Origin of the sequence: Actinoplanes sp. NPDC051346, assembly GCF_040682215.1 — a bacterium.
Lineage (GTDB): Bacteria > Actinomycetota > Actinomycetes > Mycobacteriales > Micromonosporaceae > Actinoplanes.
Map to the genome: position 1 here is coordinate 230,267 of NZ_JBFBAJ010000013.1, position 15,764 is coordinate 246,030.

Below are 15,764 nucleotides of genomic sequence, written 5' to 3' on the forward strand. Positions count from 1 at the left end.
CGATCAGGGGGTGTACGTCTGCGGGCTTGACGGGGCGACGGGCAGCCCGAACAGCTCGGCGAGGCCGGTGACCCGCAGCTGGCGGTGCACGAACTCGCTGGGGTTGCGCAGCACGAACCGGGTGCCGGTCTCGCGGGCGGTGTTGTGGCCGGTGACCAGCGCTCCGACGCCCATCGAGTCCATGAAGGTCACGAAGGTGAGATCGACGATCATGAGGGCCGGTCGTTCGCCGTGCAGGGTGCCGACCAGGGCGTCCCGCAGGGCGTCGACCGTGGCCGCGTCCAGCGAACCGCGCACGTCGACCACGATGGCGCCGTCCGCTTGGCGTCGGGTGGTCATGACGGCTTCGCCCATGCATCCCGCCTCGAGAAAGATCTGTGCCGGTGAACTCACCGTACAACGTCCGCCGTGACGTCCGCAGGCTGCCGCACAACTGCGTGAGCGGGGCGCACAGCCGGTCCGCCGCGGTCCGGCCACGGGCCTACGCCGGGCGGGCGCGGATCGGCAAGCACAGCGGGCAAGTTTGGAGGATAACGCAGATCATCTTGCGGTCCGCGCAGGTGGACGACACGGTGACAGCGGTGGTCGACAATGTACGACGCTGGCGTGGACCGCCGCCCGGGCGCGGCCGGGTGCGGTATCACTGCGGCGGACACGGCGCGGCCGTCGCCCTGCGGAGGGTGCGCTATGGCAACGACTCCGGGCCGGAAACCGGGCATCTTCGCGGTGCGCGACGTCCGGTCGCTCATCACCGAGACCGCCGAGGAGGGGCACGGCCTGAAGAGGGCCGTCGGTTCCCTGCAGCTGACCGCCATGGGCGTCGGCGCGATCATCGGCACCGGGATCTTCGTCGTCATCGGCGAGGGCGCCGGGGTGGCCGGGCCGGCGGTGATCCTGTCGTTCGTGCTGGCGGCCGTCGCCTGCGCGTTCTCGGCCCTGTCGTACGCCGAGCTGGCGTCGTCGATTCCGGTCTCGGGCAGCGCGTACACCTACACCTATGCCACGCTCGGCGAGATCGTCGCCTGGATCATCGGTTGGGACCTGATCCTCGAGTACGGCGTCAGCGTCGCCGCGATCGCGGTGGGCTGGGGCGGCAACCTCAACGCCTTCCTGGGCGCCTCGTTCGGCTGGACCCTGCCGGACGCCATCGCGAAATCGCCCGAGGACGGCGGCGTCTTCAACCTCCCCGCGGTCTTCATCGTGCTGGCCATCACGCTGTTGCTCGTCCGTGGCGTCACCGAGAGCGCGCGGGTCAACCTGGTCATGGTCGTGGTGAAGCTCGCCGTGCTGTTGTTCTTCATCGTGGTGGCGATGATGAACTTCAGCACCGGCAACTTCCAGCCGTTCGCGCCGTCCGGCGTCGACGGGGTGACCGCCGCGGCGGCGATCATCTTCTTCGCGTATATCGGCTTCGACGCGGTCTCCACGGGCAGCGAGGAGGCGCGCAACCCGGCCAAGGACCTGCCGCTCGCCATCATCGGCTCGCTGGTGATCTGCACGGTGTTCTACGTGCTGACCGCGGTCGGCGCGATCGGCATCGCCAGCCCGCAACAGCTCGAGAGCAGCGACGCGCCGCTGGCCGCCGCGCTCGACCAGGGCGCCGGGCTCAGCTGGGCGGCGGCCGTCCTCGCGCTGGGCGCGGTCGTGGCGATCACCAGCGTGGTCCTGGTCATCATGTACGGCCAGACCCGCATCTTCTTCGCCATGTGCCGCGACGGCCTGCTCCCCCAGCGGCTCGCCACGGTCAACCCGCGCTACGGCACCCCGGCGACGCTCACCGTCGGCCTGGGCGTGCTGATCGCGATCCTGGCCGCGCTGGTCCCGCTCTCGGAGATCGTCAAGCTCGTCAACATCGGTACGCTGTTCGCCTTCGTCCTGGTCAACATCGGCGTGCTGGTGCTGCGCCGGACCCGGCCCGACATGCTCCGGCCGTACCGGGTGCCGTGGTCGCCGGTGCTGCCGATCCTCGGCATCGTGTTCGCCGTCTACCTGATGAGCGACCTGCCGTGGGACACCTGGGTCCGCTTCGTCGTCTGGCTGGCGGCGGGCCTGTTGATCTATTTCCTGTACGGCTACCGCAACTCCCGGCTACGCCGCGACGACACGGGCACGCCGGGCTGGGCCCGCGGGGAAGGTAATAAATCGTGACCGGGCCGGTGATCGTGGGCGTCGACGGCGGTGCGGCCGGCGAGGACGCCCTGGTCCTGGGCCGGTGGGCGGCGTCGGTGCTGGGCGCCCCGCTGGTCGTCGCGGTGGTGCGCCCGGCACCGGCGGCGCTGGGGTCGGGCCGGGTGGACGCCGAGTGGATCGCCGACCGTGACCGGGCCGCCGCCGCCGTGCTGGAGGGCGCCCGGGCGGTGCTCTCCGGTTCCCCGGACGACGCGGCGTTCCGGATCGTCGCCTCGTCCTCCGCGGCGCACGGGCTGCACGACCTCGCCGAGGAACTCCGGGCGGAGCTCATCGTGGTGGGTTCCGGGCGTGCGGGTCCCCGGGACCGGCTGTTCGCGGGCAGCACGGCCGACCGGCTCCTGGCCGGCAGCGTGTGCCCGGTGGCGGTGGCACCGTCGGCCTCCGAGACGCCGCCCGGGGCGCAGGGCCGCATCGGCGTGGCGTATGTGGACACTCCCGACGGCCGGGCTGCGTGTGAGGCGGCGGCGCGCCTGGCGGTCCGCACCGGCAGCCGCATCCGGCTCACCACCGTGGTGGCCGACGCCGACGCGGCGCTGCCGTTCCTCGTCGGGCAGGACGCCGAGCGCGCGTTCCTCGACACGGCCCGGGAGACCTACGAGCAGGCGCTGGCCCGGGCCGCGGAGTCGGTCGCGGGCGTCACGGTCGACTGGGAGATCCGGGTCGGTGACGTGGTCGACCAGCTCGCCGAGCTCGAGGACGTGGACGTGCTGTTCTGCGGTTCCCGTGGATACGGCCCGGCGCGACGGGTGCTGCTCGGCGGGGTGTCGGCGCGCCTGGTGCGCCGGGCCCGACGCCCGGTGGTCGTCGTTCCGCGCAGCGGCTGAGCCGCGCACCGCCTGACACCGAGGTCAGGCGCGGTGGCGGCCGGTGCGATCCTGGAAAACCGTCTCGTGGTCCATCGGCAGCGCCATGTCGGTCGGCGCCTCCGCCGCCCGCTGGTCCCACGGCGACATCGTCGACGGGCGCGGCGTCCGGGTGCCCAGGTCCGCGAGGGGAACGTAGACGCGGGCGTCCACGGCCTCGGCCAGCAGCAGGGCCCCGACCAGCGCGGTCGGCCGCTCCGCCGGATCCTTGTGCAGGCACCGCGAGCAGAGGTCGAGCACCTCGGGGGCGAGGCCGTCGACGGGCGGCAGCGGGTCCGGGTCGCGGAAGCGCTGGGCGTACACGAGCGCGGTGCCGGACTCGGCGTCCCAGGGCAGCCGGCCGGAGAGGCAGTGGTAGAGCAGCACGCCGAGGGAGTACATGTCGGAGGCCGGGGTGGCGGGCAGGCCTTCGAAGCGTTCCGGCGCCACGTAGGCCGGCGTACCCATGACCGGGCCGTCCGGGTCGGGGTCGGGGGTGCCGGTGGAGGCCGCGATGCCGAAGTCGAGGACCTTCGCCCCGGACGGGGTGAGCATGATGTTGGCGGGCTTGATGTCGCGGTGCACGACCTGCTCGGCGTGCGCGGCTGCCAGCGCCGCCGCGACCTCGGCGCAGACCCGCACGGCGATGCGCCAGTCGAGCCGGCCGCCGGCGAGGTGCTCCATGAGGGTCTGCCCCTCGACCAGTTCCATGACGATGTACGGGACCTCACGGTCCGGCGCCGGCGACGTGCCGAAGTCGTGCACGCCGGCGACGTTGGGGTGCGCCAGCCGGGCCGCGGAGCGCGCCTCGGTGCGGACGAGGTCGACGCCGTTGACGTCGCCGAGCGTGCCCTCCATCCCCGGAGCCATGATCTTCACGGCGACGGGCCGGTCCAGCACCCGGTCGTGGCCGCGCCACACCTCGGACATGCCACCGATTCCGATGCGCTGCACGAGCTGGTACCGCCCGCCCAGGGTGCGCATCGCCGAACCTCCTGTGGTTGTCACGCGGCGCCCGCACCGCGATCTCCGAACCCGTACCCCGACGTCGGGCAGCACAAACGCCTCAATCGGTGCCCTGAGAAGCGGAGGTCACAGGGGTATCGCGCCGTCAGGCCCGACGATGAGGTGATCGAGGTCGTGGCCGGTGCCGACGCGCCGCGAGACCGTCGCGGCGACGCGGTGGGTGAGGATCCGGCGCAGGCCACGCGGGCGCAGCGTGGCCAGGGTCGGACGGGCTCGACGGCGGTGCTCGGCGGCCTTCGCGGCGACCGCCGGGGCGATCGCCGGGAAATCCATGTACACGGCGCGGTTCTCGGGCGAGCCGAGGTAGGCGAACGGTGCCGATCCGGCCAGGGGGCGCAGCGGCGTACCCATCAACCCGATGTTGCGGTAGGCGCCGCGGTCGAGCATGGAGACCGCGTGCCGGACCTCCCGGCGCGCGCCGATGACCAGGAAGGTGCGGTAGAGCAGGGAGCTGACGATCAGCGACGAGCGGCCGCCCCGGTACTCGGGCAGGACGGCCAGGGTGGCGCAGTCCCAGACCCGGCCGCCGTCCATGCCGTGGGCGGCCAGGATGTCGTCGGTGCCCACGCCGATGAGACGGGGCGCGTCGTCGATGGTCTTGACGCCCCGGCCGGTGCTCTCGATCATGCGTGCCACCCCGGCCGGGACGCCTCGGCGGCGGTCGAGAACAACGAAGAAGATGCTGTTCGCCTCGTACGCGCCGTACTCGTCGGCCATGACCGTCGCGTCGTTGCCGAAGGCGTGCTCGAAGACCTGCCGTTCCAGCGCCCGGCCGACGTCGGCCAGCGGGGCGTCGGGGCCGACGACCGCGCTGACGAAGCGCCCGCGCCCGGGATGCGCGGCCAGGAATTCGGTGACGACGCGGCGCGCCGTCTCGGGGCTGAGCTCGTAGCGGGTGCCGGTCGCGGCGGTCACCGCTCAGAACTCCTTCGCGACGATCTCGGTGGTGCGGAAGTAGGCGCGGGTGAAGTCGACGACGGCGCGCGGGTCGAACGCCTTGCAGGTGTAGATGTCGACGCTGAAGAAGGAGATCGGGCGCTCCCAGGAGTAGAAGTGGGCGCCGGAGGTCTCCCAGTGGATCCAGCCCGCCCAGCCGTACAGCTCGCTGACGTGGGTCACCGGGTCGATGATCGTGATCATGTCGGTGACGTCCGAGAGCTGGCGCAGGTAGTCCTTGATGTGCGCGTCCGTGATCACGAACGTCGGGTATCCCTCGACGACCATGCGCTGGCGGGTGATGGTCGGGGCGAGGTCCTTGAAGTCCAGCATCCGCTTCCTTGTCTGGAGGGGCCGACGCCTCGTGAACCGTCACGAGGAGCCACGACACAGAGTCCGATTCGCGCGTCCCGGGCGGTAAGCCCGTCTCACACCAAATGTAGCTAGTTGCTACGGAGCGTCAATGGCACGCGAGTTCGGCGGCGGGCGGGGGCTTCGTCTCCACGGCCCCAACTCTCCCGACAACCCCGCCAGATGCGGACTTCTCGCACTCCGCAGGGCACAACGGCCCTTCGGGCCGGAAAATGCCCCACCCACGAAGTGGTACAGCTCACGCCCGACTCAGTAACGCTGCGTAGCGCCTCGTTGACGGTGAGCGAAGTCGACGGGAACAGACATGGCGGAGACCGTCCTTGTGGGACGACTCCGCCATGGGAGGTCACTCATTCGCGGCGCGCCGCCGGGTAGGGCGGCCGCGGAGGACCGAGCGAGATGGGATCGACGGTAGGCCGAAGTGGATCACGGCCCACCGTCGGGGGCGGGACGGGTGACACCGCTCATATCCACCCCGTGCCGACCTAGCCGGCGCACTCGGTCCGTAGATCGTGGGCGCCGTCCTCGCGGGTGGCCTCGAAGTAGCTGCGGCGCCGGCCGTCCGGCAGCGTCACCAGGCTCACGTACCGCAGGCCGTTCGGTGCGTGCGGGCTGCCCAGCGGCTCGTCGTCGGTCGCGGTCAACTCGCCGAAGCTGCCGTCCGGCAGGCGGGAACCCCGGGCCACACCCGTGCGCTCCTCCCAGTTCTCCCCCGCCGTCGCGCGACCGTCGTACGTCGCCAGAATCGTGTCCCCGGTCACCGACACCGAGGAGACGCGTACGCCACGGGCGTCCCAGTCGCCGGGGCGGCCGGCGAGCGCCGTGCCGCGCCAGGTCCAGTGCACGCCGTCGGGGCTGGTCGCGTACTCGGTGGTCATCCGGTCCGCGTCGTCCCAGGATTCGAGGGGGTGCACGGAGGCCCACAGGTGCCAGCCGTACACGTCGTGGTGCAGCACCGGGTCCTTGACGCCCATCGTCGCGTCGCCGGCGAGGACGGTGCGGGCGGGCGCGGTCGCGAGGCCCTCCGGGGTGCCGGCCTCGATGAGATCAACGCGCCAGTGCTTGGTGCCGGGGGTGGCCGCGCTGACGTAGAGCCGCCACCGGCCCTCGTGCGTCCGCACGAGGGCCGGACGCTCGAGGGACTCGGCACCGAAGCGGTCCTTGTCCACGGTGGCGACGACCGTGAAGGTCACGCCGTCGGTCGAGCGGGCGACGACGTTGGAGATGCCGCGACCCTCGCCGATCGGCAGCCGGAGCCGGTACGCCAGGTAGACGTATCCGTCCGCCTCGAGGCAGGACGGGGCACCGGCCCAGGCCCCCGGTTCGTCACCGGGGGGCTCGACCACCACGATCGAGTCTTCCCACCGAGGTAGTGGCAGCGTCGGGGTTCCGAGGGACAAGGCGGCTCCGTTCCGTGGCAGGTCTCCGCACAAGTTTGCTGCATCTATAGGCAATATAGGGATTACGACGCGCTGGCGTGTCGGTGCACCGCCAGCCAGTCGTCGTAGCGCTCGCCGGTCACGTCCTGGAGCAGGGCGATGTCGTCGGCGAACAGGGGCAGCAGGGCCGCCCGTTCGGCCGGGGTGGTGACCGGCCGGGCGCCGCGCTTGCGATGCAGCAGTGTCAGCAGTGGCCCTCGGGCGGCGAGGCGCACCGACCTCGGGAACCGGTGGCCGACGTTGCCGCCGGTCCGCAGCAGCCCGCGCAGCACCCTGTTGAGGGCGTTGTCCTCGACGACGTGCCGGTTGACGTTCTCTTTGGGGATCTCCCGCAGCACGCCGGTGCGTACGCCGAGGAACTCGCACACGCGGTCGAGGGTGGCCGCCGGCGCGTCCTTGAGGTCTCGGTAGCGCAGCAGCAGGACCTGGTCCCTCGGGAAGACCTTGAACAGGTGCTGCACCTGCCGGCCGTACATTCCGAGGCCGGTGTAGTGCCAGAAGTCGGCCCAACCGGCGGCCTTGCGCCACCGTTCGGCCCGGCAGGCGGCGAGGAAGTCGGCCTCCGGCTCGAGCCCGGCGTTCCACAGGTGCGTCCAGTTCGAGTGGGCGCGGTCGACCGGGTCGCGCAGGAGCAGGATGATCCGCGCCCCGGGCAGCACCGCCTGGATGCGGTCGTGCGCGCGGTTGTCGTAGAGGTAGAAGGGCGTGGCCTCACCCCGCAGCGCGCCCGGCGGCGCCGGGTCGAACAGCGCCTCGTAGTCGGCGCAGCGCCACACGTGTTCCTGGTAGGTCTGGACATCGCCCGGGCCGCCCGTGGCGGGCGGACGCCCGTCGGTGAGGAAATGCTTGGGCTCCTTGACCGCCGGCAGGTAGAGCCCGGGGTGTCTGACCAGAGCCGTGTGCAGCGCGGTGGTGCCGGCCTTGGGAACGCCGGCGATCAGGAAGTCCGGAAGCGGCATGAGGGTCCCTCCTCGCGTGGCAACGGTGCCGGACCGGGGCGCGGCACCCACCGAAGCGAGGTTAAGCCTACAGAACTAGTAGGTTTTGTGGGACTGCGGGACTTAGCGCCGCCGCCACCAGGTGCGTCGACGGAAGCGGGAACAGACCTCCGGCCCGCACAGGGCGCAGTCGGTGCCCCGGCGATGGTGTTCGTGGGCCTCCCGCGCATGGCCGCAGACACAGAGCGCTGCCGTGGTCGTCATAGGTTCACCCACCGTGCCGGCGACCTGCTGATACGGCCCCAGGCCTGCGGTTATTCATGCGCTCAGCCTAGGCATCGACCGCCACACCCGCAGTCGCCACGCCGAAAGCAACCGTCCAGCAACCGTTGCCTTACATACCGTGACACTACGGTGAGTGAGGCGGATCACCGTTATAAGTCGGACATTACAAAATTGCGCTATTGACTGCCATGAACAAATGATCACGTGGCAAATGTCCATTCTCTGGGGTTCTGTTGTCGCAAATGCCTCTCTGACCCTTACGGAGTGTGATGGAGGAGACTCGTGATCACTCCTGTTGTACATGGGCATAACTGCTGCTCATCCGTATGGTGGGGGTTCACCGCACGGGCCTCGTCACCCTGGCCCTTCGGTTAGTTGACGCTACGTAGCGTGCGGCTAGATTTGTCACCAGAAGCGAACGACTTGGGTTTCAGCCCCCGGAAACCGCCGCTTCCCCCGCATCTGCCGCGCCCGGAAGGACCGACATGCCGCAATCCCCGAACTCCGGCAACACTCCGAGTAACGAGACAACGTCACCGACCGTGAGCGTCGTGATCCCGACGCTGAACGAGGAGCGGAATCTGCCGCACGTTTTCGCGAAGCTGCCGGACGGGATCGACGAGGTGATCGTGGTCGACGGCGGTTCGGTCGACCGCACCGTCGAGGTCGCCCGCGAACTGCGCCCGGACGTGGTGATCGTGCAGCAGACGCGCACCGGCAAGGGCAACGCGTTGGCCTGCGGCTTCGCGGCCTGCACGAGCGACATCATCGTGATGATCGACGCGGACGGCTCCACCGACCCGGCCGAGATCCCCCTCTTCGTCGACCAGCTCATCGCCGGCGCCGACTTCGTCAAGGGCTCGCGCTTCTCCAAGGGCGGGCACAGCCACGACATCACCAAGCTGCGCAAGCTCGGTAACGACGGGCTCAACCTCGTGGTGAACGTGCTGTTCGGCACCCGCTTCACCGACCTGTGCTACGGCTACAACGCCTTCTGGCGCCGGGTCGTGCCGGTCCTGGACCTGCCGGAGACCACGCTGCCGCGTCCGACCGACGGCTCCAAGCTGTGGGGCGACGGGTTCGAGATCGAGACGATGATCAACATCCGGGCCGCCGCCGACGGCATGAAGGTCGGCGAGGTCGGCAGCATCGAGCACGAGCGGATCCACGGCCAGAGCAACCTCAACACCTTCCGCGACGGCTTCCGGGTGCTGCGGACGATCTTCAGCGAGTACGGCCGGATGCGCCGGACCCACCGCAACGGCGCACGCCCGGGCGGCGTCGTCGTGCACCAGCGCCCGTCGGCCGTGACCCCGGACGCCGCGCCCGCCCCGGTGCGGAACAAGGTCGCCAACCGCCCGCCGGCCGCCGCGGTCAACCCGGCGGCCGACCGCCAGCACGTCGCCCACCTCAACCGCGGCCTGCGCCGCGACGAGGCCGGTAGCCGCCGTGCCGAGGCCCGCGCCACCCGCGAGGACTGACCGACGCGCGGGTCTCCCGCCTGAGCGTCGTCCCCCCGCAGCCCACACCCCCGCCCGAGGAGCACCACCCGTGGAACCCACCCCCCGCCCCGCCGTCAGCATCGTGATCCCCACTCACACCGAGCAGCGCTGGGCGTCGCTCGTGCGCACTGTCGCGGCCGTGAAGTCGCAGCTCTACACGCCGGCCGAGATCGTCGTCGTGGTCGACCACAACCCGGCGCTCTACCGCCGGGCACGCCGTGACCTGGGCGGGGTGACGGTCCTGGAGAACCTCTACAACCAGGGCGTCTCCGGCAACCGCAACACCGGTGCGTTCCACACCTCGACGTCGCTCATCGCCTTCGTCGACGACGACGTGATCATGGACACGGACTGGCTGGGCAACCTGATCGGTCCCTTCGCCGACCCGCGGGTGATCGGTGCCGGAGGCGGGATCGCCCCGGCGTGGGAGGGGCCCGAGCCGCGGTGGATGCCGGCGGAGTTCCTCTGGGCGGTCGGCGGCTCGTACGCCGGGCTGCCCACCACCACCAGCCGCGTGCGCAACGTCTGGTCGGCGGGGATGGTCGTCCGCCGCGACGCGTTCCTGGCGGTCGGCGGCTTCCGGACCGGCTTCGGCAAGCTCGGCAGCCAGAACCGGCCCGAGGACACCGAGCTGTGCCTGCGGATGAGCGGCCTGAACGGCGGCCACTGGATGTACGTCCCCGACGCGGTGATCCGCCACGAGGTGCCCGCCGAGCGGTCCACCTTCGCCTGGTTCGTGCGCCGCTGCTACGCCGAGGGCCGGGGCAAGGTCGCGATGGCCGGCCTGCTCGACGGCTCGGAGAGCCTCGGCTCGGAGCGTGACTACCTGCGCTCCCTGCCCAAGGCCGTGGTCCGCAACCTCCTCGCCGCCGGTCGCGGCCGGGGACTGCACCACGCCCTGAAGGCCGGCGGGGTGCTCGCCGGTGTCGCCGCCGCCGGATGGGGCGGTCTGGTGGAGACGATCGCCGCCCGCCGCACGCAGCCCAGCCTCGAGACCGTGGGAGCGACCCGATGACCGCCGGACTGAACAACGGCACCGACGTCAGCGGCACCGCCTGGCAGCCGCCGCTGCGCGCCGACGAGATGATCACCGCCCCCGCCTTCGAGCCCACCGGCGAACAACTTCCGGCCGCCGTCCTCGACGTCGAGCTCTCCGAGCCGCTGCCCCACCTCGCCGCGGTCGGGCCCGACGGGCGCCGGGTGTTGCGGGCCTGGGTGCTGGTGCGCCTCTTCACCGAGCCGCTCGGCACCGTGCTGATCGACGTACCCGCAGAGGGTTTGAGCCCGGCCGACCTGTCCGCCGCCATCGACGGCGAGTTGGGGGCGACGCTGGCGCCGCGCCTCGCCGGCCTGGGGCTGACCGGCCTGCCGATGGACGGCTTCACCCCCGCGACCGAGCCGGCCTTCCTCGCCCGGCGCCGCGAGGTGCTCGCCGACGCCCCGCCGATCACCGTGGTGATCTGCACCCGGGAGCGGCCCGGCGCGCTGGCCCGCTGCCTGGACAGCCTGCTCACCCAGGCGTACCCGGACTTCCGCGTGCTGGTCGTGGACAACGCGCCGGTCACCGACGCCACCGCCGAGGTGGTCCGCTCGGCGGCCCGCCGCGGCCCGGTCACCTATCTCAAGGAGCCGAAGGCCGGCCTGTCCTTCGCCCGCAACGCCGCCGTCGCCGCCGCGCCCGGCGAGATCCTCGCCTGGATCGACGACGACGAGTACGCCGACCCGAACTGGCTCGCCGAGGTCGCCCGCGCCCTGGCCGACCACCCCGAGGCCGACGTGGTCTCCGGCGTGATCGTCCCGGCCGAGCTGGAGACGCAGGCGCAGCTGTGGTTCGAGCAGTTCGGCGGGCACAGCAAGGGTCGCGGCTTCAAGCCGGACGTCTTCAGCCCGGCGACCGCGCACATCCAGAGCCCGCTGTACCCGCTGCCGCCGTTCGGCACCGGCGCGAACATGACCTTCCGGCCCGGCGTCATCGAGCGCATCGGCGGCTGGGACACCGCGCTGGGCGCGGGAACCCCCGCCATGGGCTCGGAGGACACCCTCGCCTTCACCCAGGTGCTGGTCGGTGGCGGCACGATCGTCTACCAACCCACCGCGGTCACCCACCACTACCACCGGCGTGACCTCGAAGGGCTGCACAAGCAGATGGTCGGGTACGGCGCCGGGCTGACCGCCGCCTACACGAGCCTGCTGATGAAGCGCCCCGGCCTGCTGTGGCCGCTGCTGAAACTCGCCCCGGGCGCGCTGCGGGACCTGACGAGCAAGGACAGCCTGCGGGTGTCGACGCTGCGCGAGGACTTCCCCCGTGAGCTGCTGACGGCCAACCGTCGGGGCATGCTGGCCGGCCCGCGGGCGTACCTGAAGGGCCGGCGCGCGGCCCGGGCCAAGACCCGGAGCGGCCGCTGATCGTGGTGACTCCGCCGTTCTCCGGACAGTCGCCCGCGCACCGGGCATTCTCGGTACATATGTGGCGAACGGCGGGTCACCGCGGCGCCGCCCGCCCGCGGCGTGGGGCGGCGGCCGGATGCTGACCGCGCCCGATCCGAAACCGGAGGAGCCGGCGCTGCGGCCGGCAGTACCCCATCCGCACCACGAGGCCCCGAGCGGCGAGATCCGGTCGACCGGGGCCCCCGACCCCGCCGGGGAGGCCCGAACCATGGCTGACCAGCGCGCGGCCGAGCCGGCGCGAGCCAAGGACGACGACGACCGTACGCGGCCGGCTTCGTCGCGGGTGCGCCCCGGTGTGCCGGACGGCGCGGACGGCCCGGCGACGGCCGACCTCCAGACCACGTCGGGCGTGCCGAAGAAGCCCATCCCCCTGGGCGCCGGCGAGCCCAAGACTGCGGACAAAGCAGACTCTGAGCCCGAAAAGAGCCAGAACCCTCAACGTGAGGTCGAGGGTGAGGGTGGCAAGTCTCGACCTGAGGTCGAGGTTGAGGGTGATCCCGACGAGACCGTCGTGATGAGGCTGCCCGCGGCGCAGCCCAAGGATGACCCGGACGAGACCATGGTGCTCAAGCTGCGGCCCGCCGCCGCGGACAACAAGCCGTCCGACGACACCACGATCGCGCTCCCCCCGCCCTCCGGGAAGGCCGCGACGCCGGCCTCCCCTGACGACACGGTCGTGCTGCCCGCGCCCACACCCACGGCCGCACCCAAACCCACGGTCGCGCCCAAGCCCGCCGCCGCACCCAAGTCCGCCGCCGCGCCCAAGCCCACCGCCGCGCCTAAGCCCGGCGTTTCGGATAAGGCAGACAAGTCGGTCAAGGCGGAGAAGACGGGGAAGGTGGGCGCGGAGGCCGGCGACTCGGTCGACGAGACCATGGTCATCCTGTCCCGGCCCGCCGACGAGACCGTCGCGCTGCCCGCCGCCCTGCTCAAGCCGCCCCCGGCGGACGCCGTCACCGCCATCATCCCGGTCGTGCCGGGACGCAAGGCCGGCAGGTTCACCCGGCTGATCGGCGCGCCGGACCCCGGCCGGGCCCCGAAGCCCGCCCGGCCCCGCCGGGAGCCGCTGGACCTCGGCCACGCCCCGGCGGTGCTGACGATCTCCGCGCTGGGCGTGCTCATGGTCGCCCTCGCGTACGCCGGCGGCCGGGTCAGCACCGGCAACGCGCAGTTCGCGTACTGGGTGGGTCAGGTCGTGGTCTTCACGCCGGTCGTGGTGCGGCTGCTCAGCCGCCGCATGGCCGGGGTGGCCGAGTCGTTCCTGCTGGTCATGGGGCTGGCGCTGCACCAGTACCTGCTGAAGTGGATGTACAGCCCGGACCAGTTCCGCTTCCCCGACGAGCTGCAGCACTGGCTCGCGTCGTCGATCATCGTCGAGTCCGGCGAGCTGTTCCAGCCGAACCCGGCCCTTCCGCCGGCGGTGCACTTCCCCGGCCTGGCGGAGATGGGCGCGGCGGTCACGTCGATGACGGGCCTGCCGGTGACCGCGGCCGGGGTCATCGTCGCCGGCATCGCGCACCTGGTCTTCGTCGCGGTGCTGTTCGCCGCGGTGCTGCGGGCGAGCAACTCCCCCGCCGTCGCCGGGGTCTGCTGCGCCACGTACGCGACCGCTTTGCACTATCTCTTCTTCAATTCGATGTTCCTCTACCAGACCGCCGCGCTGCCGTTCTTCATGCTGACCATCTGGGCGGTCCGGCGGTGGCGCGTCGAGGGCGGCCGGGAGTATGTGGCGCTGGCGGTGGGAGCCATCGCGCTGACCACGGTGAGCCACCACGTCACCGCCTTCGCGCTGGTGCTCACGCTGCTGCTGCTCGCCGCGGCGGAGCTGGTCGTGCAGCGGCCCCGGCGGTGGAGTGCCCTGATCATGCCGGCGGTGGCGGCGGCTCTCGTGGCCGCATGGATATTCACCGTGGCGCGGGACGTGCTCGGTTACCTCGAGGCGCCGATCGACCAGGTCCAGCAGACCATCTCGAACCTGCTCAGCGGCCGCGAGGAGGCCTCCTCCACCACGGCGGCGGTCAGCGTCGGGCAGCTCGTCGTGCAGGGCACCGGCCTGCTCGGACTCTTCGTGCTCTATCTGGCCCTGGTCCGCGACATGGTCCACCGGCACGACCGGGACTACTGGCGCTGGGCGGCCGTCGTCGGCGGCGCCATCTTCTTCGCCGGCAACGGCGTGCGCTTCCTCGGGCAGAACGGCCCCGAGATCGCCGGGCGGCTCTCCACCTTCACCTACGTGCCGATCTCCATTCTGGCGGCGATCGCCCTGGTTCGCGGCGTGCAGCTCATCCCGGCGAAGGACGCCGAGGGACACCGGTGGCGAGCCGCGGCGCCGGCGATCGACGTCGTCGCCCCGGGCGGGTGGAACCTCTACAGCCGGGTCGCCGCCGGCTCCGCGATGATCACCCTGCTGATGATCGGCGCCCGGGCGGGCGGCTGGCCGCCGTTGCAGTCGATCCTGCCGGGCCCGTACCTGGCCGGCGGCTTCGAACGGTCCGTCGACGCGTACGGGGTGGACGCCGCGGACTGGCAGCGACGGACCCTGGGCAGGGGCAACCGGGTCGGCGGCGACGTGACGTCGGTGTCGCTGGCCTCCACCTACGGCCGCCAGGACCCGGTGCGCGAGGTCGGTCCGCTCTACTACGCCGACGAGTGGGGCCTGGCGCAGGAGCAGCTCGTCGCCGGCCTGTACCTGCAGTACCTGGTCGTGGACCGGCGGCTGTCGGAGCAGCTGCCGGAGGGCGAGGCCTACTTCGAGAACGACCCGAACGCGGGCTCCATCACCCGGCCGCTGAGCACGACGCAGATCTCCAAGTTCGACTCGCTGCGGGAGGTCGACCGGCTCTACGACAACGGCACCGTTCGCGTCTATCGCATGGGGGCCTCGTGAACCCGATGCTCACCCGGATCCTGGCGGTGCTGACCGTGGCCGCCGGCGCCGCCGTGCTCGCCGGGCCCGCGCCGCTGGCCGTCGCCGGCGGGCTGCTGCTCGGCTTCGCCCTGCCCGGCATGGCCCTGACCGGCGCGTTGTTCACCGGCCGCATGCTCACGTCGGTCGAGCGCACCCTGCTCGCCCCGGCGCTCAGCCTGGGCGTGCTGATCGTCGCCGGGCTGGGGATCCACCTGACGGGCGCCGACCTGGACCGGCCGGCGTGGACCGTCGCCACGGCGGGCGTCACGCTGGTGGCCCTGCTCGTCGCCGCGCTGCGGCCGCGTCGTGCCGCCGTCGCACCGCAACCCGTTGAGGAGGAGGTCGCGGTCGCCGAGGCGACACCGGCCCCGCGACTCTCCGCCCGGGACGCGGAGGCGGTCGCCGAGGCACACACGATCGTCATGTCGGTGGCGCCGTCCGAGCCCGTGAGCGAGGTGACCGCGACCGAGAAGGCTCAGCGCTACCGCCTGGCGCGGCAGCTGCTGCCGTTGGCCCTGGTCCTCGCGATCCTCGCGGGCGCGAGCTGGCTGTCCTTCGGCACCTCCCGGGCGTTGTTCGACACACCGGTGACGGCACTGTCCGCCGCGCCGTCCGGGCCGGTGGACTCGCAGGGCAACCGGGTCGTGGCGGTGTCGGTGCGCGGGCTGCTCGACGCGGACGCCCCGTACACGCTGACGGTGGCCGGGGCGACCGGCACGCCGCCGACGCGCCGGATCATCGCGGTGAGCGCCGACGGGACCTGGTCCGAGAACCTCACCATGCCGGGCGACCAGCGGATGACCGTGAGCCTCTTCCGGGCCGGTGACACCACGGCCTACCGGACGCTGTTCATCAGCGCGGTCGCCTAGGCGGAGCGC

At 71.9% G+C, this 15,764-nt stretch carries 13 protein-coding genes; 7 read left to right on the forward strand and 6 right to left on the reverse strand.

Annotated elements, in window-relative coordinates; genetic code table 11:
• Positions 1-3: 3 nt before the first annotated feature.
• Complete coding sequence (locus AB0M36_RS29350; RefSeq protein ID WP_364163745.1) at positions 4-339, reverse strand: STAS domain-containing protein; 336 nt, start codon at positions 337-339, stop codon at positions 4-6.
• Positions 340-687: 348 nt separating this feature from the next.
• Between AB0M36_RS29350 and AB0M36_RS29355 the strand changes: the two genes are divergently transcribed.
• Positions 688-2,148, forward strand: a complete 1,461-nt coding sequence (locus AB0M36_RS29355; protein WP_364163748.1) for an amino acid permease — start codon at positions 688-690, stop codon at positions 2,146-2,148.
• Entirely contained in the window at positions 2,145-3,014 is an 870-nt protein-coding gene (locus AB0M36_RS29360) for a universal stress protein (protein WP_364163751.1), read from the forward strand. Before AB0M36_RS29355 ends, AB0M36_RS29360 begins: the two co-directional genes overlap by 4 nt.
• 24 nt (positions 3,015-3,038) lie before the next feature.
• Here the strand turns inward: AB0M36_RS29360 and AB0M36_RS29365 are convergent, their stop codons facing one another.
• From AB0M36_RS29365 to AB0M36_RS29385, 5 genes are all read right to left on the reverse strand, one after another.
• The gene (locus AB0M36_RS29365) at positions 3,039-4,016 is read right to left on the reverse strand and encodes a serine/threonine-protein kinase (protein ID WP_364163754.1); all 978 of its coding nucleotides are present in this window, start codon (positions 4,014-4,016) and stop codon (positions 3,039-3,041) included.
• Between the two features lie 108 nt (positions 4,017-4,124).
• A complete protein-coding gene (locus AB0M36_RS29370; protein WP_364163757.1) occupies positions 4,125-4,973 on the reverse strand; it encodes a hypothetical protein in 849 nt (282 codons plus the stop codon).
• A gap of 3 nt (positions 4,974-4,976) precedes the next feature.
• The gene (locus AB0M36_RS29375) at positions 4,977-5,327 is read right to left on the reverse strand and encodes an S-adenosylmethionine decarboxylase (RefSeq protein ID WP_364163760.1); all 351 of its coding nucleotides are present in this window, start codon (positions 5,325-5,327) and stop codon (positions 4,977-4,979) included.
• A 524-nt stretch (positions 5,328-5,851) separates the two neighbouring features.
• The gene (locus AB0M36_RS29380) at positions 5,852-6,766 is read right to left on the reverse strand and encodes a hypothetical protein (RefSeq protein WP_364163763.1); all 915 of its coding nucleotides are present in this window, start codon (positions 6,764-6,766) and stop codon (positions 5,852-5,854) included.
• A gap of 62 nt (positions 6,767-6,828) precedes the next feature.
• Positions 6,829-7,764, reverse strand: coding sequence for a sulfotransferase (locus AB0M36_RS29385; protein ID WP_364163766.1), 936 nt, complete (start codon positions 7,762-7,764; stop codon positions 6,829-6,831).
• Between the two features lie 806 nt (positions 7,765-8,570).
• Between AB0M36_RS29385 and AB0M36_RS29390 the strand changes: the two genes are divergently transcribed.
• The 5 genes from AB0M36_RS29390 to AB0M36_RS29410 all read left to right on the forward strand — a co-directional run bounded on the left by AB0M36_RS29390 (position 8,571) and on the right by AB0M36_RS29410 (position 15,755).
• Positions 8,571-9,509, forward strand: a complete 939-nt coding sequence (locus AB0M36_RS29390) for a glycosyltransferase family 2 protein (RefSeq protein WP_364163769.1) — start codon at positions 8,571-8,573, stop codon at positions 9,507-9,509.
• 70 nt (positions 9,510-9,579) lie between these two features.
• On the forward strand, positions 9,580-10,545 hold the full coding sequence (locus tag AB0M36_RS29395; protein ID WP_364163771.1) for a glycosyltransferase: 966 nt from the start codon (positions 9,580-9,582) through the stop codon (positions 10,543-10,545).
• Positions 10,542-11,936: a glycosyltransferase family 2 protein gene (locus AB0M36_RS29400; RefSeq protein WP_364163774.1), complete on the forward strand. Its 1,395-nt coding sequence runs from the start codon at positions 10,542-10,544 to the stop codon at positions 11,934-11,936. The genes AB0M36_RS29395 and AB0M36_RS29400 overlap by 4 nt, the downstream gene beginning before the upstream one ends.
• Positions 11,937-12,186: 250 nt before the next feature.
• Entirely contained in the window at positions 12,187-14,865 is a 2,679-nt protein-coding gene (locus tag AB0M36_RS29405) for a hypothetical protein (protein WP_364163777.1), read from the forward strand.
• Complete coding sequence (locus AB0M36_RS29410) at positions 14,862-15,755, forward strand: DUF1616 domain-containing protein (RefSeq protein ID WP_364163779.1); 894 nt, start codon at positions 14,862-14,864, stop codon at positions 15,753-15,755. The genes AB0M36_RS29405 and AB0M36_RS29410 overlap by 4 nt, the downstream gene beginning before the upstream one ends.
• Positions 15,756-15,764: the final 9 nt, after the last annotated feature.